Origin of the sequence: Stenotrophomonas sp. PS02297 (assembly GCF_029959705.1) — a bacterium.
GTDB classification, from domain to species: Bacteria; Pseudomonadota; Gammaproteobacteria; order Xanthomonadales; family Xanthomonadaceae; genus Stenotrophomonas; species Stenotrophomonas nitritireducens.
The window spans coordinates 1-16023 of the sequence record NZ_JASCOS010000039.1 but is presented as its reverse complement, the minus strand read 5'-3'; the positions used below and the strand labels follow the sequence as shown (position 1 = coordinate 16023).

Here is a 16023-nt window from a genome sequence, read left to right as displayed (position 1 = left end):
CGAAGCACATAAAAAAAGCCGCGGCATGCGCGGCTTTGCACGGATCGATCTTCCTGCGCTCACCCGTTCGGAATCAAGGTCTCGATCACATGCTCGACGTAGGATTCGAACTCCTCGCGCGCCTGCTTCGGCTGCTGCAGTTGCAGGGATAGCTGCAGGAAGCCGACATACGCGGCATAGGCCAGGCGCGCGCGGTGGCGGGCGTCGGTGGAACTCAGCCCGGCCTGACGGAACGAGGCCATCAGGTAGTCCAGGCGGCGCTGCGAGACGCGGTCGATCACCGGGCGCACCAGCGGGTTGTCCAGCGCCTTGAGCAGTTCGCTGTAGATGACATGCGGTGTCACTTCGTGCGCGACGAGCTGGAACAGCGCGCGCAGGCGGGTGCGCGGATCCGGAACCTCTTCCAGGCTTCCGAACACCTGCTGCTGCTCGACCAGCTCCCAGCGTTCCAGCGCGGCCTGCAACAGGGCGTCGCGGGACGGAAAGTGCCAGTAGAAGCTGCCCTTGGTGACGCCGAGGCGGCGGGCCAGCGGCTCCACCGCGACGGCCCCGACCCCCTGCTCCGCGATCAGGTCCAGGGCCGCCTGGGCCCAGTCGTCCGCACTGAGGCGGCTGTTGCGTGTACTGCGGGTTTCCGCCGGGGAAGCTGAAGATTCGTTCATCCGCTGATTTAACCATACGCCGGGGACTGGTTGCAGTATGCGCCGCGCCAATACCCCGCGCGACAGCCCATGGATGCTCGCCAAAGCCATGGCGGACAAGGCATTTTCCATCCATACCACCCAGTATTGACAGGCATGGCCACGAATCCATACCATCGAGTACGGATCCATCTCTGTGACCTCGCATGCACGCGCAAGACATCCGCCTGGAAGGTGCCCATGGCATCGGACTGGCCGCCTCGAAAACCACCGGAAGCAGGCCGCCGATCCTGTTCGCGCATGGCTTCGGACAGACCCGCGGCGCGTGGACGGCCGCTGCCGAAGCGCTCCATGCCGCCGGCCATGCCACGCTGGCCTTCGATGCGCGCGGCCATGGCGGCTCGGACTGGAATCCGGCCGACCTGCCGTATCACGGCGAACAGTTCACCGACGACCTGATCGTCGTCGCCGGCGAGCTGCCGCGCCCGCCGGTGCTGGTCGCCGCCTCGATGGGCGGCCTGTTCGGGCTGATGGCCGAGGCCCGTTGGCCGGGACTGTTCTCGGCGATGGTGCTGGTGGACATCACCCCGCGCTGGGAGACCCGCGGCGTCGAACGCATCCTGGCCTTCATGAGCGCGCATCCGGAAGGCTTCGCCTCGCTGGCAGCGGCCGCCGACAGCATCGCCACCTACATGCCGCACCGCCCGCGCAAGAGCGAGGACGCGCTGCGCGCCCTGCTGCGCCCCACCGCCGCGGGCCGCTGGAACTGGCACTGGGATCCACGGCTGGTGGAAGAGCTGGCACGCGACAGCGAACAGCACCAGGACGCCATCGCCGAGGCCGCGCGCCGCGTCCAATGCCCGGTGCTGCTGGTCAGCGGCGGCCGCAGCGACCTGGTCACCCCGCAGACCGTGGCCGAATTCCTGGCGCTGGTACCGCATGCCAAGCACGTGCATCTGCCCGACGCCACGCATATGGTGGCAGGCGATGACAACGACGCGTTTACCGCCGCCGTGTTGAACTATCTGGACGCACTCCCCCCGGCTTCCGCCGCAGCGTCCGCCCGTACCGAGCACGTTACCGGAGCAAGTCCATGAGTATTGTCGTTCCCTTCCTGGCCCTGCTGCTGGCAGGTGCCTTCGTCGCCTACCACCGCATGCGGCTGCTCACCTGGACGGTGATCGGCGCCGTGCTGCTGGGCATCTGCTGGTTCGCCGGCGTCCACCAGACCGCGGTCATCGTCGCTGCGGCGATCCTGGCGCTGGTCAGCGCGCTGGTGCTGCTGCCGTTCCTGCGCAAGCCGCTGATCACCTCGCCGTTCATGGGCGTGTTCCGCAAGGTGCTGCCGCCGTTGTCCAAGACCGAGCGCATCGCGCTGGAAACCGGCTCGGTCGGCTTCGAGGGCGAACTGTTCACCGGCGACCCGGACTGGCAGAAACTGCTGGACTATCCCAAGCCGCAGCTCACCGCCGAAGAACAGGCCTTCCTCGATGGCCCGGTCGAAGAACTGTGCCGCATGGTCAACGACTGGGAAATCACCCACGTCCATGCCGACCTGCCACCGGAACTGTGGGCCTTCATCAAGAAGAACAAGTTCTTCGGCATGATCATCCCCAAGCAGTACGGTGGCCTGGGTTTCTCGGCGCTGGCGCACCACAAGGTGATCCAGAAGCTGGCCTCCATCTCCAGCGTGGTCAGCTCCACCGTTGGCGTGCCCAACTCGCTGGGCCCGGGTGAACTGCTCAACCACTACGGCACGCAGGAGCAGAAGGACTACTACCTGCCGCGCCTGGCCGAAGGCATCGAAGTTCCTTGTTTCGGCCTGACCGGCCCGTTCGCCGGCTCCGATGCCACCTCGATTCCCGACTTCGGCATCGTCTGCAAGGGCATGTGGAAGGGCGATGAGGTGCTGGGCCTGAAGCTGACCTTCGACAAGCGCTACATCACCCTGGCGCCGGTCGCGACCCTGATCGGCATGGCCTTCCGCATGTACGACCCGGACGGGCTGCTCGGCGACACCAAGGACATCGGCATCACCCTGGCCCTGCTGCCGCGTGACACCGACGGCGTGGAAATCGGCCGCCGCCACTTCCCGCTGAACTCCACCTTCCAGAACGGCCCGATCCGCGGCAAGGATGTGTTCATCCCGCTGAGCCAGCTGATCGGCGGCGCCGAAAAGCGTGGCCTGGGCTGGAACATGCTCAACGAGTGTCTGGCCGTTGGCCGCTCCATCACCCTGCCCTCCACCGCCTCGGGCGGTGCCAAGGCCGGTGCGGTGGTGACCGGTGCCTATGCGCGCATCCGCAAGCAGTTCGGCCTGTCGGTCGGCCGCTTCGAGGGTGTGGAAGAAGCACTGGCCCGCATTGGCGGCAAGGCCTACAAGATCAGCGCGCTGTCACAGGCCACCGCGGCTGCAGTCGACCGTGGCGACGTGCCGTCGGTGCCGTCGGCGATCGCCAAGTACCACTGCACCAACATGAGCCGCGAAGTCATTTCCGACGTGATGGACGTGATCGGCGGCAAGGGCATCATCCTCGGGCCGCGCAACTTCGCCGGCCGCAGCTGGCAGGCCGCACCGATCGCCATCACGGTGGAAGGCGCCAACATCATGACCCGCTCGCTGCTGATCTTCGGCCAGGGCGCGATCCTGTGCCATCCGTGGGTGCTCAAGGAAATGAAGGCCGCGCAGGACGAGGACCGCAAGGCCGGCCTGCGCGAGTTCGACCATGCGCTGTTCGGCCATGTGCGCTTCGGCATCTCCAATGCCGTGCGTTCGCTGTGGTTCGGCCTTACCGGTGCGCGCTTCGGTGCCGCACCGGGCGACGCCTACACCCGCCGCTACTTCCGCAAGCTCGACCGCTACTCGGCCAACCTGGCGCTGATGGCCGACATTTCGATGATGACCCTGGGCGGCAAGCTCAAGTTCAAGGAATCGCTGTCCGGCCGTCTCGGCGACGTGCTCAGCCACGTCTACATGACCAGCGCCATGCTCAAGCGCTACCACGACGAGGGCGCGCCGAGCGCCGACCAGCCGCTTCTGGCCTGGGCGTTCCATGACAGCGTGCACCGCATCGAGGAGTCGCTGTCGGCGGCGCTGCGCAACTTCCCGATCCGTCCGATCGGCTGGCTGATGTGGGCATTGATCTTCCCGTTCGGCCGCCGCGCCGAGGCCCCGGGCGACCGCCTGAGCCGCCGCGTCGCCGCCACCCTGATGTCGCCCAACGAGGCCCGCGACCGCCTCGCGCAGGGCGTGTTCCTGACCCCGTGCGAGAACAATCCGGGCGGCCGCATCGCCAGCCACCTGGCCAAGGCGGTCATGGCCGAGCCGGTGGAGCGCAAGTTCCTCAAGGCGCTCAAGACCAAGGGCATCGAGGCGCTCACCTTCTCCGCGCAGCTGGACGAGGCGGTGGCCGAAGGCGTCATCACCCAGGACGAGCGCACCCTGCTGGAAGAACTCCGCGCGATCACCCTGGACACGATCACCGTGGACGACTTCGAACCGCACGAGCTGCGCGCGGCCTCGTACTACGACCGCGAAGGTCGGCAGCCCTCGCAGGTCGCCTGAGTCCAGGCAGCCATCGGTAAGCGGAAACGGCGGGCGCATGCCCGCCGTTTCCTTTCGGGAGGAAACATGACCACCCCATTGCTCTCGCTCTACCGGCGCCTGTCGCGCTGGCCCTGCGGCCGCTGGCTGTTCACGCGCGCGGTGTGCATCAAGGCGCCCTATTTCGCGAGCATCTCCCCGCGCATCACCCTGCTCGAGGCCGGCCGCTGCGAAGGCACGCTGGCCGACCGCCGCAAGGTACGCAACCACATCGGCACGGTGCATGCGATCGCGCTGTGCAACCTGGCCGAACTCACCGCCGGGCTGATGGTCGATGCTTCGCTGCCGGCCGACATGCGCTGGATTCCCAAGGGCATGGACGTGCGCTACCAGGCCAAGGCGCGCGGCACCCTGAAGGCGGTGGCGGTACCGGAGCTCACCATCGCCAGTGCCACGGCAGGTTACGAGCTGCCGGTGCGGGTCGGCATCCACGATGCCACGGGCACCGAAGTATTCGTCGCCCGCATCGCGATGTGGGTGTCGCCGCGCCGCGGGAACGGATGAGCCATGGCTCCGCCGGACTGCGGGTACGCCCGGGCGGCGTGCACAGGCTGGGCTTCGCGGCATTCCCCCGGCCTTCTGGAAACTGTTCGACGGGAAGCGCGACCTCGCCCATGACAGCCCGGCCAACCGTGCAGTCATGCCGGCCCTCAATCGGCCCCGGGTCTACGTGTTCCCGGGGATGGGCGCGGTATCACTGGCTTCCAGCGGGGAACTACCCGCTACGCCGCTGGGGCGGGCTCTGCGTGGATTCATGGCGCTGTTCCGGCGGGGACGCGGCATGGCGCAACTCGCGCTCCTGCGCATCGACGACTGGCGCATGCACCGGTTGAGCGCACCGTTCGTACTGGGCGCGGCGCTGCAAGCAGTGCCGCTGTGGCTGCTCCGGTGAGCATCCCTCGACGCCCGCCAGGCTCCAGCATCAGGCCGAAGGTCGCGCCTCCTGCGCCGACACGCCTTCGGGACGGCGCGACAGGCGCCAGCCGATGCCGGCGGCGACCACCGCCGCGGTCGCGCTGACGCCGGCGAAACCAGCTGCACCCATGCCGAGCAGGCGCAGCCAGTTCATGCCCAACGCGATGGACATGTCGCCGAACCGCCACACCGCGGTATCCACCGCGTTCTGGCCCTTGTAGCGCACGTTGCGCGGCACGCGCGTGTACAGGCTGTGCCGCGCCGGTTCGGCCATGCCATAGGCCAGGCCGCGGCTGACGATCAGCGCGATCGCCACGGCCGGCATGCCCAGAAGCAAGGGCGCATGCGGATCGCGGGCGAACAGCACCAGCGCCAGCGCACAGACGCTGACCAGCGCCCAGATCATGATGACGATGCCCGGTCCCTTCCTCGGCAGCAGCCAGCGGGTCAGGGTGAGCTGGGTGATCGCGGTCAGCGCGTTGCCGGCCAGGTCGATGTTGGCGGCGAAGCGCGTGCGCGCCACCGCGTCGGCGAACGTGGCGCCGGAATAGTCGGTCACCAGTGCGTAGTTCACGGTGCCGATGCCGTCGGCCAGCAACAGCAGGATCGACATGTTGCGGATGAACGGGTCGGCGAACACCTGCTTCAGGCCGTCGAACATGCCACCACCGACCGCCGCTTCGTTGCCGGGCTCATTCCGGCGTGCGCCATGCTGCCGCGCCCAGCGCCCGAGCGCGACCACGCAGCCCAGCGCCAGGCACAGCAGCGCCGCCGATACCAGCAGCAGTGGCGCCACGCCGATCACGCCGACCAGCGAACGGGTCAGCACCGGGCCGGTGATCGCGCCCACCGTGCCGGCCACCGCGATGACCGGGAACAGGCGCCGCGACTGCTCGCTGTCCCATATGTCGGACATGAAGCTCCAGAACACCGACACCACGAACAGGTTGAACACGCTGACCCAGACGAAGAACATCACGCCCAGCGTCTTCGGCGCCAGAAGATCCGGCCATGCGAACAACGGCACGAAGCCGACCAGGCAGGCGATGAAGAACACATAGACCACCGGCATGACCACCCGTCGCGGCCAGCGGGTGACCAGCGCGCCGAACAAGGGCGACAGCAGCAGGGTGCCGACGAAGGTCGCGCCGTAGAACCAGGGCAGCTGGGTCGAGCCCACGGCCGCCGCCAACTGCTCGCGCAAGGGGCGGATCACGTAGTACGCGGCCAGCACGCAGAAGAAATAGGCGAAGGACAGCGCGACCGCCAGCCCCTCCCCCGTATGTACCCTGTCCTGACCGGACCGCATCGGCCTGTTATCCGTCGCAACGAAGCGCGCAAGGTATCCGATGCACTGCAACATCGCCAGTGCGGCCATGCCTGCGCCGGCTATGCTGGCCGCACGTCCACGGGGGAGCGCGATGCGGGAGTTCGATTACATCATCGTCGGCGCTGGCTCGGCCGGCTGCGTGCTGGCCAACCGGCTCAGCGCCGATCCGCAGGTGCAGGTGCTGCTGGTCGAGGCCGGCCCGCGCGACCGCCACCCGTTCATCCACATGCCCGCAGGGCTGGCGCGGCTGGTCAACAACCGCCGCTTGAACTGGAGCTACGACACCGCCCCGGAACCCCAGCTGCAGGGCCGGCGGCTCTGGTGGCCGCGCGGCAAGGTGCTGGGCGGCTCCAGTTCGATCAACGCCATGTGCTACGTGCGCGGCGTGCCCGGCGACTACGACCGCTGGGCCGCTGCCGGCGCCACCGGCTGGGACTGGGCAGGCGTCCTGCCCTGGTTCCTCCACAGCGAGTGCAACGGCCGTGGCGGCGACGCGCTGCACGGCGATGCCGGCCCGCTGCACGTTTCCGACTTGCGTCACGTCAACCCGCTCAGCCACGCCTTCATCGAAGCCGGCGTGCAGGCCGGGCATGCGCACAATCACGATTTCAACGGCGACCAGCAGCTTGGCGTCGGCCTTTACCAGGTCACGCAGAAGGATGGCGCGCGCTGTTCGTCGGCCACGGCCTACCTGGCGCCGGTACGGCAACGCCGCAACCTGCAGGTGCTGACCGGCGCGCTGGTCGAACGCATCCTGATCGACGCCGGCCGCGCGCATGGCATCGTCCTGCGCCGAGGCGGGCAGCAACAGCGCGTGCATGCGCGGCGCGAGGTACTGCTCAGCGCCGGCGCGATCAATTCGCCGCAACTGCTGATGCTCTCCGGCATAGGCCCGGCCGACGCGCTGCGCGCGCACGGGATCACGGTGCAGCTCGACCAGCCCCAGGTCGGCGCCAACCTGCAGGACCACCTGGACATCTGCACGCTGTACCGCACCGTGCCCGGCGTCAGCTACGACCGCGCCAGCGAACTGAAGATCGGCCTGGACTGGTTCCTGCGCGGCCGGCGCGGTGCCGGCTGCAGCAATGTCGCCGAGGCCGGCGGCTTCGCGCGCTCGCGCTTCGCGCCCGACGAGCGCGCCGACATCCAGTTCCATTTCGTGCCGGCGATGCTCGACGACCATGGCCGCTGTCGCCTGCCCGGCGACGGCTACACCCTGCATGCCTGCTACCTGCATCCACGCAGCCGCGGCCGCATCGCCCTGGCCGGCCCCGATCCTGCGATGCCGCCAGGCATCCACGCCAACTACCTGGGCGACAGCGAAGGCTTCGACCTGAAGATGATGGTCGAAGCCGCGCGTCTGAGCCGCGATCTCCTGCGCCAGCCGGCCTTCGACCGCTGGCGGCGCGCACCGATCTTCCCCGGGCGCGAAGACCTGGACGACGCCGGACTGGAAGCGTTCGTCCGCGCCAAGGCCGAGACCATCTACCACCCGGCCGGGACCTGCCGCATGGGCAGCGACGATGCGGCGGTGCTGGACCCGCAACTGCGGCTGCGCGGCGTCGAAGGCCTGCGCGTGATCGATGCCTCGGCGATGCCCACGCTGGTCAGCGGCAACACCAACGCACCGACGATCATGATCGCGGAGCGCGCTGCAGACCTCATAAAAGCAGGCTGATTGCGGCTTACAGGCCATTTATAGCGCATTCTGGCAATGTCCCGACGGGCTGCCGGCCACCCCGCCAAACCGCTCAAAACCAACCGAAACCGGCGCACTGCTTCCAATATTCTTCCAACATGCCTTCCAACGAACCGGCACCGCCCGCCATGGCATGATCCGGTGACACCGGCTCCTCACTGCCTATGGACCACCGAACAGACAAGCAGGCCGCGCTGGACGACACCAGCACCTGGATCCTCAAGAAGCTCGAGAAGCGGTTCGGGGAAGAACGCCTGGGGTTGAACACGCAGGAGATCGGCCAGGTGCTCGACTCGGTGATGGGCCCTGCCTACGACGACAAAGGCACCCCAACACCCCAGCGCCAGGATCCGGCCGAAGCGGCTCGCCGCCTGATTGCCCAGGGCGTCATTCACAATGGCCGCCACGGCAAGATCGAAGTCGGCAAAGGTGGCCGCTTGTCCGTCCCCCTGCCCGCGCTGGCGGCCAGCCTGGCGTCGATGATGATTGACTCCGATGGCGAGGAAGCCAACTGGGTCATGGGTGAGCACGATGCGCCCCCGGCCAAGCCACCCGTCATCACGCAGACCCGCGGTCCTCGTTCGCTCGGCTTCATGATCGCAGGCCTCGATACCCCAGTTCCGGAAGGCGAACGCGTCTTCCATTGGGCGCCGCCACCGACCTTATCCTTCGACCCCACCCCGGAAGAGGACGCGCTTCTGAATGGCGTTCTGGCGTCCCTGGATGATCTCGCCGAAGAGCACTTCGAGGCGCGCGCCCAGTTGCGGCGTGCAGCCCTGCAAGGCCTGCTGCCGGGTGCTAGCGAGTGACGACACAAACGAACAAAGAGGCCTACTACGACGAAGGCCGCAAGCAGGCCATAGAGCTGTTCAAAGAGCAGTTCCCCCGCCAGGCCAAGGGCATCCACATGGCCATGACTGCCGAGGAGCTGCGCTTGCGCCTACGCAAGTTGCCCGACACGACCGCCTTCAATAGCGCGCTGGCCGATCTGTTCGTGGGGATCAGTCAGGAGGCAGGCCGCAAACGTCGTGGCTCCCCGCCCCCGCCGCCCAACCCGTTCAAGGGGCACAAGAACAACCTGAAGGCGAGCAAGGCGGACATCGTCCAGTGGGACAAGCACTGGCGAAAGCAGAAGGCCGAGTCGCTCATCGCCCAGGTCTTCATGGAAGCAGGCTTGCCAGAAGTCCGCGACTACGGTCGGCTGTTGCGTTCCCGGCTGCTATGGATGGTCACCGACGGCAAAGTCATGGGCAGCGTCGATGACCTGCCCGTCGAACTGTTCGAGCAAGCCAACCCATCGGAACTGGATGTCCGCGCCTGGACGGTGGAGCAAGTCCTGGTGAGGCGCTGGCTAGACCCGGACGAGCAGACCCTATGGGTAGATCGCTTCAAGGCCGGCAACCGGTTCCTTGAAGCCGCCCTTGATCGACAGGTGCTCGCTTTGCAGGCGGAAGAACGCGAAAAACCTGACAGCGAACCACGAGCGCTGCCAGAGCTATAGGTGGGTTTGCACCCACCCTAAAATCTGCCGTGCTGACTCGACCTTAGACACTCCAACCACCAAGGAGTGTCACATGAGTCTTGATATGTTCGCGTTTTCCCTCGGTCGCTCGGAGGCTTTTGCCAAGCCGCGCGATGTTCTCAAGTACCGTGCGCCGGAAGAAGGCAAGGGGCTGCCGTCTGGCCCCACCTTCTACATCGGCGGCGTCGAACTTCCGCAGGTCTTGCCTGAGAACCAGACCTGGGATGAGCTGATTACCAGCCTGATTGACAAGGTGATGGAGGAGCCGGGCCCGCAGGATCTGGGGGCCAAGTTCCTCGACAGCAAGTACGTCATCCCCGGCAGCAATCTGATCCATCGCTGGTGCGGGCACCCCAACCTCCATGGGTGGATGCGCCGTCGCTGGCGGATGTTGTGTGGCGGCAAGCTGGGACGGGATTTCGACTTCAAGGCCCGCGTCACCCTTGATGTCCAGGCTCTGGATGCGTTGGAGCACGCCGTCAAGCACCGCCAACTCCCCGTGATCAGCGAGCCGTTCTGCGGATTCAGTAACGGGTCCGAGCAGGCTGATGACCTGGCATTCATTGAGGCGGCTCGCGCCGAGCTGGCTGCAGGCAAGTTCGTCTACTACACGAGCTGGCGGTGAGCCATGGACATGCCCACTGATCATCTCAAGTTGACCTGCTTGCTGTGGTACTTGGACTGCCTGCAGCTGGATGACCTCCCGTTGGGCGAGCGCATCCGGATTGCGTTTCACATTTCATGTGAGATCAGTCGAGCCGTCGAGAAGCATGGCCTGACGGAGGCGGAAAGGATCGTCGCAGCGGTTCGTCGACGTGCCCATGCGTACCTCATCCAGGACATCGAAACGGTACGGCGCGCCCAGGTGGCTGAAGGAGAAGCGCAATGAGCCTTGAAATGTACGCGTTCGCCCTCGCCCGCTCGCCTGCATTCCCCACGCCATCCAGCGTGCTGCGCTACAAGGTGCCCAAGGCCGGGCACCCGGTAGTCGGCGCTGCGGGGCAAGCATTCCTGGATAGCAACCTCATCCTCCCAGGCAGCACCTTGATCCAGGCCTGGACGGACCATCCGAGCTTGCACGAGTGGATGGAACGGGAATGGAACCGGGCCCGCGGGTTCTTCAAGGCGCGGACCATGGGCATGGAAGATCGCGTGGTACTCAAGTACGCCGAACTATCCCGCCTGCACTTCGACATTGACGGGCAGCGCTTGCGCCGGACACCGGACTACTACTTTGGCGGACCCGAAGTCTCTGAGGCGTTGCGTGAGCGGGATGCGGCGCACGCCATCCAAGACCAGGAGTTCGTCGACAAGGCCCAAGCCGCTGTGGCCACCGGCAAGCATGTGTACTACGTGGCCCGATGGTTCTGATCGATCGCCGAAAACAACCAACGGCGCCCTAGGGCGCCGTTGGTGCTGAGACATTTGCAGCGAGGGTCAGTTGGAAACGAAGGTGAGCTCCGCTCCGCCATCAACCTTGCACCCAGAAGCAATCGCGGCTTCATCAAGCGCCACAGGCGTCGCCGAATACGAGTCCTGGACGGCGGTGCCTTCAACCAACACTGTGCCGAAGTTCTGAACAGCAGCGCCGGCCAAGCGGATGCACACGTCTGTCGGGACGCTCGGATAGACGATACGGAAGTAGCGCACCACGGTGGCGGTGGCGGCCGGATCCGCACCATCGGGGCCGGATGGCTCTACCAGAACCTCACCACTCCACTGGTTCTCGATCGTGTCCGTCGCCACGTTCATGTTCTTGGGGAAGATTTCGGCGTCATAAGCCGCGGCAGTGCTGATGTTGCGGTAGTTGTTCGTGGTGAACAGCGCTTTGACGCCAGCCTGCGCGGACGACAGGATCTGGCTTTCGTAGGTGGCGTTGCGGCCAGCCTGGACGCGCGGATAGACGATGAACGCGGCAACAGCCAGCGCCGCGATGATGGCCAGCACCAGCAACAGCTCGACGAGCGAGAAGCCGCCCTGGTTGCGGGCTTGCTTGAAGTTCTTCATGGGAAAGGGTCTCTATGTAGGTTGTGCGTGCGGCCCTTACCCAGGGCCTTCGCTTCAACCTAGATAGAAGATGAACGAAGTCAACGGAGCGGGCGTTTAGCGGGCCGCGATTTGCTGTGTTCGTTCGCAGATTTGTCGGCGCCTTCGGGCTGGTAGACCCAGCGCTCGTCGATGACCTTCTGCAAGATCAGCCGCAGGTAGGTCGATACCGTCATGTTGCTGGCGTCAGCGAGTGCCTCAATCTCGTCGGCCTGTTCACCGCTCACCCGCGAGGAGACCGGCTTTTCCTTGATGTCGACGTGCTGGTCTGGCGCGAGCTTGCCGTAGTTCGATCCGATCTCTCCCATGGCCATGCTCCAGATCAGGGTCCGCGCGGCTTCGACGCCGGAGCAGGTGAAAACGACATTTCCATCTTGAAGACCCAGCCCTCGGCAATGGCCCGTTGGATGACATGCCGGATGTAGGTCGACTCGGTCATGTTGCTCTCAGTGGCCAGTGCCCCGAGCTTCTCGGCCTGCCCTCCACTGATGCGTGTTCCGACGACCCGTGCCTTATGGATCTGCCCCTTGTCCGGCATAACCTTGCCGCTGTTCGGGCCTGGCTTTCGCATGGTGTGTTCCTCGTGGTGGTGGTGTTGTAACCACGAGTAGCAGAATGTTGGCGTTCGTCAACGATGCCGGGTTGGACTATCGGACCAAGCGTGGTCCAAGGTTCTTGAAGCGGCCATGCGGCGCTGGGGTGTAATACCTCGCTTCTGGTTGAGGTTGTCTGGACGCCTCTGCATCAAGCGCCCAAGCCAGGTCGACAATCTTGACCAGCCATCGCCTCTGACCAGGCCGCTTACGCAGGCCGGGGATTAGCGAACCATCGTCGAGTCGCCGTCGCACGTCCTCGGTTCGCTTCCTGGTGTCCCGTCCAGGGCCGTGGAGAACACGCGCGATTTCCTTTGGCGTGAGGTAGATCTGGGACGGGAAGATCTCGCGGATGATGGTCAGGTGCTGGGACATGCGCTTCTCTCGATCGATCTGAGAGCAGTGTGCCGCAGCAGCGTGCCCGCGGAAGGAGGGGGAGCCGCCTTGTCCTTCCAGGACGGCTCAGCTTCACGGCCGCACCTGACGATAGTCGGCTAGCGGGGTTCCGATCTGGCTGCGCAGGCGGCAGGGATAGGATGGCGTGAGTGGGAGAAGACTGGCATCGGGGGATGCCGCGCGTGGGGGTAGGAAACGCCCTAGACCACATCCACTTCGAGGTACCGCGTTGGAATGAGTTTCGCCGGCTGATCGACCGCCGTTGCCCGGAAGCCAGTTTGCACAGGCGTGACGCTCCTCAGAATGAGTGTTGCGCCTGACCCGAGAAGCACTTCATGCTCGTGCCCGAGGTTTCCCCTGCCATTCATGACGAACGCGCGCACGCTGGCACTTCGGATCGTCATCACCATAAGCTCGAGCACTCCTGCCTTGTATGCCTTTGCGCTGTGTATGGTCACCATCCGCGCAACACATGGAAGCAGGCTTGCTGAAAGCGGTTTCGCCAATGCCACGCTTGACCCGTTAGCAGCAGCGCTTCCGAAGAAGTGACCACCGTGATAGAGAACCTGGCCTAGGGGTAGCACAAAGTTCGCGCTGGCGATCTCGGCGTCAACAGCTACGTCGCTGTGCCTTCCATGCTGCTTCTGGTACTTGGCGATCGCTGCCGGGGTTCGCCCAGGCATGGCGCGCTTCCATGACCTGTAGACAGGGCAGGTGCCAATCATGGCCTCCATGTGCCCCTTCAACCCTTGATCAACATCGTCATGAAGCTGCTGCCTGGCTGCATCAGTGGGGCTCGCGACCGTCATTTGGCCCCTGACGAAGGGCTGGCTAAGCGGGTTGACCATGACTACGAACTCGCTCCTCGTTGTTGTCGTTGGCGCAGAACAACGGACATCACAGCACCAGCCCGCCCTGCGGCGAGTTGATTTCGCCCTGAGTCTTGAAACGAGGCTTTGCAGGTCGGCTCTTCCCCTGCTCAGCCCGCTCGCGTTCGCGTGCGACACCTGGCGCCTCTTCCAGAAGTTTCACCAGCGTGTGGCTCTTCGTGACGATGACCTTGGACTTCGTCCGCAGGTCATCCCAGTCCCAGTGGGTCACCAGAGGCTTCTCGCCCTCCTTCAACCTGCTCAGAGCCCGCCCCAGGTCTTCACAGAAATGCCTGCGCTCCTTCGCCTGGGAACCACATAGGCGGCGCAGTTCGTCAACGGAGAAGGTGTGCTTCGTTTCCTTTTTGTCAGACCGGCTTGCCTGACTTGAAATGAAGCCATGCAGCCAGATGGCCAAGTGGTGCCTTTTTAGCTCGCGCGAGCGTGCGATGTCGTTCCTCAGGATCTCACGATCCAGCAGTTTGCCGGCGATCGCTTCCCCGAACCGCACGGTCAGCATGCGAGAGCTAAGGTCCAGCTTTGCCACATCGATCAGGCTGTTCGACTCGTAGTTCACTCGGTCGGAAGTCACCGTGACGACAGCCGCCTTTAGCTCGGTCAGAACATCGAAAACCTTCTGCTTGAGCTCCTTGTCTTTGTAGGTCTTCCCCATATGACGAAGCACTTCTGACAACGACACCTCGAACTCATCGCCACCGAGCTGACCACGCTGATCAGCCAGGAAAAGCAGGGACTGCCACAACCTGAAGTGTTCCATGCTCAGATGCGGACCCGTGTATGTGATCGCCGCGTTGACCCCCTTCTTCGCCGTCGGAATGACGCGGTGCTTCGATGATGGACCACTAGGTGCAACGCTAAACAAGGCGCTGCGCGCAATCGACAGCGGCAGTGGTGCGAGCTCAGCCGCTTTTTTGACAACGAGCTCCGAACCGTCAGCCATGACGCGCTCCCTTACTCTCGCCCACTACTCGCTCGCAAATGTCGGCACGCTGTTCAACCTTCCACCCCTGGCTCGCCGCGTAATCCAGAACCGCACGCATATACGCCCCCACCTTCACACCACTGCTTTTTGCGGCCGCAACCAAGCGCTTCTCCTGGGACGCGGTTAGTCGGGTCACGCGATTTACCGACAGGGGTTCGCCATTGACGTGGTATGAGGGAGAAGACAGGTCGCGCATTGCAAGTCCGTGCTGGAGGTCGGCTGCATGCAAACAGAAATCCCAGCGTCGTCAAGGCAGGCTTATCCACCCGCCAAGGGTGGATATCACCGCGCCAGGCGCGATCTGCTCTCGGGTGGTTATCACCGCGAAAAGGTGGATATCACCGCGCCAGGCGCGATCTGCTCTCGGGTGGGTATCACCGCGAAAAGGTGGGTATCACCGCGCCAGGGGGTGGGTATCACCGCGAAAACAAGGTGGGTATCACCGCGCCAGGGGGTGGGTATCACCGCGAAAAATCGGCCATTTGGCGCTTTCGCCAAGCTATTGAATCAGCTGGCATTTCCGATTGTGCATCGCGCGGGCGCACGCGCGCGCCCGAAGGCTTTAGAGCTCTTGAGGCTTTAGAGCTTCAAGGATTGAAGGGCGCGCTAGCGCGCGCGCCGATCTTTGATCGGGAGGGAAAAGCAACAGCGCCGGGGGCTTCGCCCCTGCCGGCCTGGTGTCATAGGGGGTTATCGCCGCGCTTTGGTGGCTAGCTTCCACCGATCCAGCGGTGAGACCTGCCCCACCCCGGCCCGCCCTTTGGGCGGGGTGTTCCTGGCCGGGGTCCAGGGCTCTGGCCGCCTGCGGCGGCCTGCCTTCGGCCCTCACCCGGTGACGCGGCTCCACCGCCGCCAGCATGGCCATGAACTACTTGCCAAACATCCCGCCATCCTTGACGCCCAACCTCGCCCGCCTACCTTGACCTGCACGTCAGGAGGATCGCCATGAAGCTGAAACCAAAGCACGAGGATGCGATCTGCGCCACCGCATGGGGCGTCCTAGGCCTGGCCATGCTGTTCTGCTGGAGCCTCACTGTCCACAACTGGACCAAGGAACAGCTGCTTACCCAGCTAGCCAAAGAGTCTCAAAGCAAAGTGGCCGATCGCCAGCCCAAGTAGCGCCCAGACCACGAGAACGACAACTCGCGTGGACTTGCTTTCCGAGTTGACGACCAAGTACACGGCGATGAAGTAAGTGACAGCCAAAACGACGAGCCAGCCCATTCGCATTCCCCTCGAAGTGTTCGTCTTTCGCTGAGACCGTCCCACCCAGATCTCAGCCCCTGGCTACTGTGCTTCAAGCAGGAAGGGCTGCACAACCCAAGCCCCGCCTCACCCCACCGACCCACCCCAGCGCGGAGCAGCGGCGCGCCAGCGCCGCAGGGCCTTCGCTCCACCCCAGATG

Annotated in this window: 18 protein-coding genes; 10 read left to right on the top strand and 8 right to left on the bottom strand. The window is 64.9% G+C overall.

Annotation, left to right across the window (positions count from 1 at the left end):
• Positions 1-59: 59 nt before the first annotated feature.
• Positions 60-662, bottom strand: a complete 603-nt coding sequence (locus QMX80_RS09765; protein WP_055771092.1) for a TetR/AcrR family transcriptional regulator — start codon at positions 660-662, stop codon at positions 60-62.
• 185 nt (positions 663-847) lie between these two features.
• Between QMX80_RS09765 and QMX80_RS09760 the strand changes: the two genes are divergently transcribed.
• The 3 genes from QMX80_RS09760 (at position 848) to QMX80_RS09750 (ending at position 4749) form a co-directional block, all read left to right on the top strand.
• On the top strand, positions 848-1738 hold the full coding sequence (locus QMX80_RS09760) for an alpha/beta hydrolase (protein ID WP_282276743.1): 891 nt from the start codon (positions 848-850) through the stop codon (positions 1736-1738).
• Positions 1735-4206 (top strand): acyl-CoA dehydrogenase, encoded by a 2472-nt coding sequence (locus tag QMX80_RS09755; RefSeq protein WP_282276741.1) that lies wholly within the window; start codon positions 1735-1737, stop codon positions 4204-4206. The genes QMX80_RS09760 and QMX80_RS09755 overlap by 4 nt, the downstream gene beginning before the upstream one ends.
• A gap of 66 nt (positions 4207-4272) precedes the next feature.
• Positions 4273-4749 carry a hotdog fold domain-containing protein gene (locus tag QMX80_RS09750; protein WP_282276739.1) on the top strand — a complete coding sequence of 159 codons (477 nt, stop codon included), beginning with the start codon at positions 4273-4275 and terminating at the stop codon, positions 4747-4749.
• Between the two features lie 418 nt (positions 4750-5167).
• Here the strand turns inward: QMX80_RS09750 and QMX80_RS09745 are convergent, their stop codons facing one another.
• Complete coding sequence (locus tag QMX80_RS09745; protein WP_055771108.1) at positions 5168-6469, bottom strand: MFS transporter; 1302 nt, start codon at positions 6467-6469, stop codon at positions 5168-5170.
• 112 nt (positions 6470-6581) lie between these two features.
• On the opposite strand from QMX80_RS09745, the gene QMX80_RS09740 reads away from it, so the two are divergent.
• From QMX80_RS09740 to QMX80_RS09715, 6 genes are all read left to right on the top strand, one after another.
• On the top strand, positions 6582-8168 hold the full coding sequence (locus QMX80_RS09740) for a choline dehydrogenase (protein ID WP_282276736.1): 1587 nt from the start codon (positions 6582-6584) through the stop codon (positions 8166-8168).
• Positions 8169-8353: 185 nt separating this feature from the next.
• Positions 8354-8998: a hypothetical protein gene (locus QMX80_RS09735; protein ID WP_282276735.1), complete on the top strand. Its 645-nt coding sequence runs from the start codon at positions 8354-8356 to the stop codon at positions 8996-8998.
• Entirely contained in the window at positions 8995-9690 is a 696-nt protein-coding gene (locus tag QMX80_RS09730) for a hypothetical protein (RefSeq protein ID WP_282276734.1), read from the top strand. The genes QMX80_RS09735 and QMX80_RS09730 overlap by 4 nt, the downstream gene beginning before the upstream one ends.
• 73 nt (positions 9691-9763) lie before the next feature.
• Entirely contained in the window at positions 9764-10336 is a 573-nt protein-coding gene (locus QMX80_RS09725) for a hypothetical protein (RefSeq protein WP_282276733.1), read from the top strand.
• A 3-nt stretch (positions 10337-10339) separates the two neighbouring features.
• A complete protein-coding gene (locus tag QMX80_RS09720) occupies positions 10340-10600 on the top strand; it encodes a hypothetical protein (RefSeq protein WP_282276732.1) in 261 nt (86 codons plus the stop codon).
• Positions 10597-11082 carry a hypothetical protein gene (locus QMX80_RS09715; RefSeq protein ID WP_282276731.1) on the top strand — a complete coding sequence of 162 codons (486 nt, stop codon included), beginning with the start codon at positions 10597-10599 and terminating at the stop codon, positions 11080-11082. The genes QMX80_RS09720 and QMX80_RS09715 overlap by 4 nt, the downstream gene beginning before the upstream one ends.
• Positions 11083-11148: 66 nt before the next feature.
• Here the strand turns inward: QMX80_RS09715 and QMX80_RS09710 are convergent, their stop codons facing one another.
• The 6 genes from QMX80_RS09710 to QMX80_RS09685 form a co-directional block, all read right to left on the bottom strand.
• On the bottom strand, positions 11149-11718 hold the full coding sequence (locus QMX80_RS09710) for a type 4 pilus major pilin (RefSeq protein WP_282276730.1): 570 nt from the start codon (positions 11716-11718) through the stop codon (positions 11149-11151).
• An 80-nt stretch (positions 11719-11798) separates the two neighbouring features.
• Entirely contained in the window at positions 11799-12065 is a 267-nt protein-coding gene (locus tag QMX80_RS09705) for a hypothetical protein (protein ID WP_282276728.1), read from the bottom strand.
• Between the two features lie 14 nt (positions 12066-12079).
• Positions 12080-12328: a hypothetical protein gene (locus tag QMX80_RS09700; RefSeq protein WP_282276726.1), complete on the bottom strand. Its 249-nt coding sequence runs from the start codon at positions 12326-12328 to the stop codon at positions 12080-12082.
• A gap of 618 nt (positions 12329-12946) precedes the next feature.
• Positions 12947-13594 carry a hypothetical protein gene (locus tag QMX80_RS09695; protein ID WP_282276723.1) on the bottom strand — a complete coding sequence of 216 codons (648 nt, stop codon included), beginning with the start codon at positions 13592-13594 and terminating at the stop codon, positions 12947-12949.
• A 49-nt stretch (positions 13595-13643) separates the two neighbouring features.
• Positions 13644-14576 carry a hypothetical protein gene (locus QMX80_RS09690; protein ID WP_282276721.1) on the bottom strand — a complete coding sequence of 311 codons (933 nt, stop codon included), beginning with the start codon at positions 14574-14576 and terminating at the stop codon, positions 13644-13646.
• Complete coding sequence (locus tag QMX80_RS09685; protein WP_282276720.1) at positions 14569-14814, bottom strand: hypothetical protein; 246 nt, start codon at positions 14812-14814, stop codon at positions 14569-14571. The genes QMX80_RS09690 and QMX80_RS09685 overlap by 8 nt, the downstream gene beginning before the upstream one ends.
• Positions 14815-15563: 749 nt before the next feature.
• Between QMX80_RS09685 and QMX80_RS09680 the strand changes: the two genes are divergently transcribed.
• Positions 15564-15737, top strand: a complete 174-nt coding sequence (locus QMX80_RS09680) for a hypothetical protein (RefSeq protein WP_282276719.1) — start codon at positions 15564-15566, stop codon at positions 15735-15737.
• Positions 15738-16023: the final 286 nt, after the last annotated feature.

Bases quoted from the DNA above. Each gene is read 5' to 3' on its own strand.
- QMX80_RS09765 (WP_055771092.1), bottom strand. From the start codon at position 662: ATGAACGAATCTTCAGCTTCCCCGGCGGAAACCCGCAGTACACGCAAC.
- QMX80_RS09760 (WP_282276743.1), top strand. From the start codon at position 848: ATGCACGCGCAAGACATCCGCCTGGAAGGTGCCCATGGCATCGGACTG.
- QMX80_RS09755 (WP_282276741.1), top strand. From the start codon at position 1,735: ATGAGTATTGTCGTTCCCTTCCTGGCCCTGCTGCTGGCAGGTGCCTTC.
- QMX80_RS09750 (WP_282276739.1), top strand. From the start codon at position 4,273: ATGACCACCCCATTGCTCTCGCTCTACCGGCGCCTGTCGCGCTGGCCC.
- QMX80_RS09745 (WP_055771108.1), bottom strand. From the start codon at position 6,469: ATGCGGTCCGGTCAGGACAGGGTACATACGGGGGAGGGGCTGGCGGTC.
- QMX80_RS09740 (WP_282276736.1), top strand. From the start codon at position 6,582: ATGCGGGAGTTCGATTACATCATCGTCGGCGCTGGCTCGGCCGGCTGC.
- QMX80_RS09735 (WP_282276735.1), top strand. From the start codon at position 8,354: ATGGACCACCGAACAGACAAGCAGGCCGCGCTGGACGACACCAGCACC.
- QMX80_RS09725 (WP_282276733.1), top strand. From the start codon at position 9,764: ATGAGTCTTGATATGTTCGCGTTTTCCCTCGGTCGCTCGGAGGCTTTT.
- QMX80_RS09720 (WP_282276732.1), top strand. From the start codon at position 10,340: ATGGACATGCCCACTGATCATCTCAAGTTGACCTGCTTGCTGTGGTAC.
- QMX80_RS09715 (WP_282276731.1), top strand. From the start codon at position 10,597: ATGAGCCTTGAAATGTACGCGTTCGCCCTCGCCCGCTCGCCTGCATTC.
- QMX80_RS09710 (WP_282276730.1), bottom strand. From the start codon at position 11,718: ATGAAGAACTTCAAGCAAGCCCGCAACCAGGGCGGCTTCTCGCTCGTC.
- QMX80_RS09705 (WP_282276728.1), bottom strand. From the start codon at position 12,065: ATGGGAGAGATCGGATCGAACTACGGCAAGCTCGCGCCAGACCAGCAC.
- QMX80_RS09700 (WP_282276726.1), bottom strand. From the start codon at position 12,328: ATGCGAAAGCCAGGCCCGAACAGCGGCAAGGTTATGCCGGACAAGGGG.
- QMX80_RS09695 (WP_282276723.1), bottom strand. From the start codon at position 13,594: ATGGTCAACCCGCTTAGCCAGCCCTTCGTCAGGGGCCAAATGACGGTC.
- QMX80_RS09690 (WP_282276721.1), bottom strand. From the start codon at position 14,576: ATGGCTGACGGTTCGGAGCTCGTTGTCAAAAAAGCGGCTGAGCTCGCA.
- QMX80_RS09685 (WP_282276720.1), bottom strand. From the start codon at position 14,814: ATGCGCGACCTGTCTTCTCCCTCATACCACGTCAATGGCGAACCCCTG.
- QMX80_RS09680 (WP_282276719.1), top strand. From the start codon at position 15,564: ATGAAGCTGAAACCAAAGCACGAGGATGCGATCTGCGCCACCGCATGG.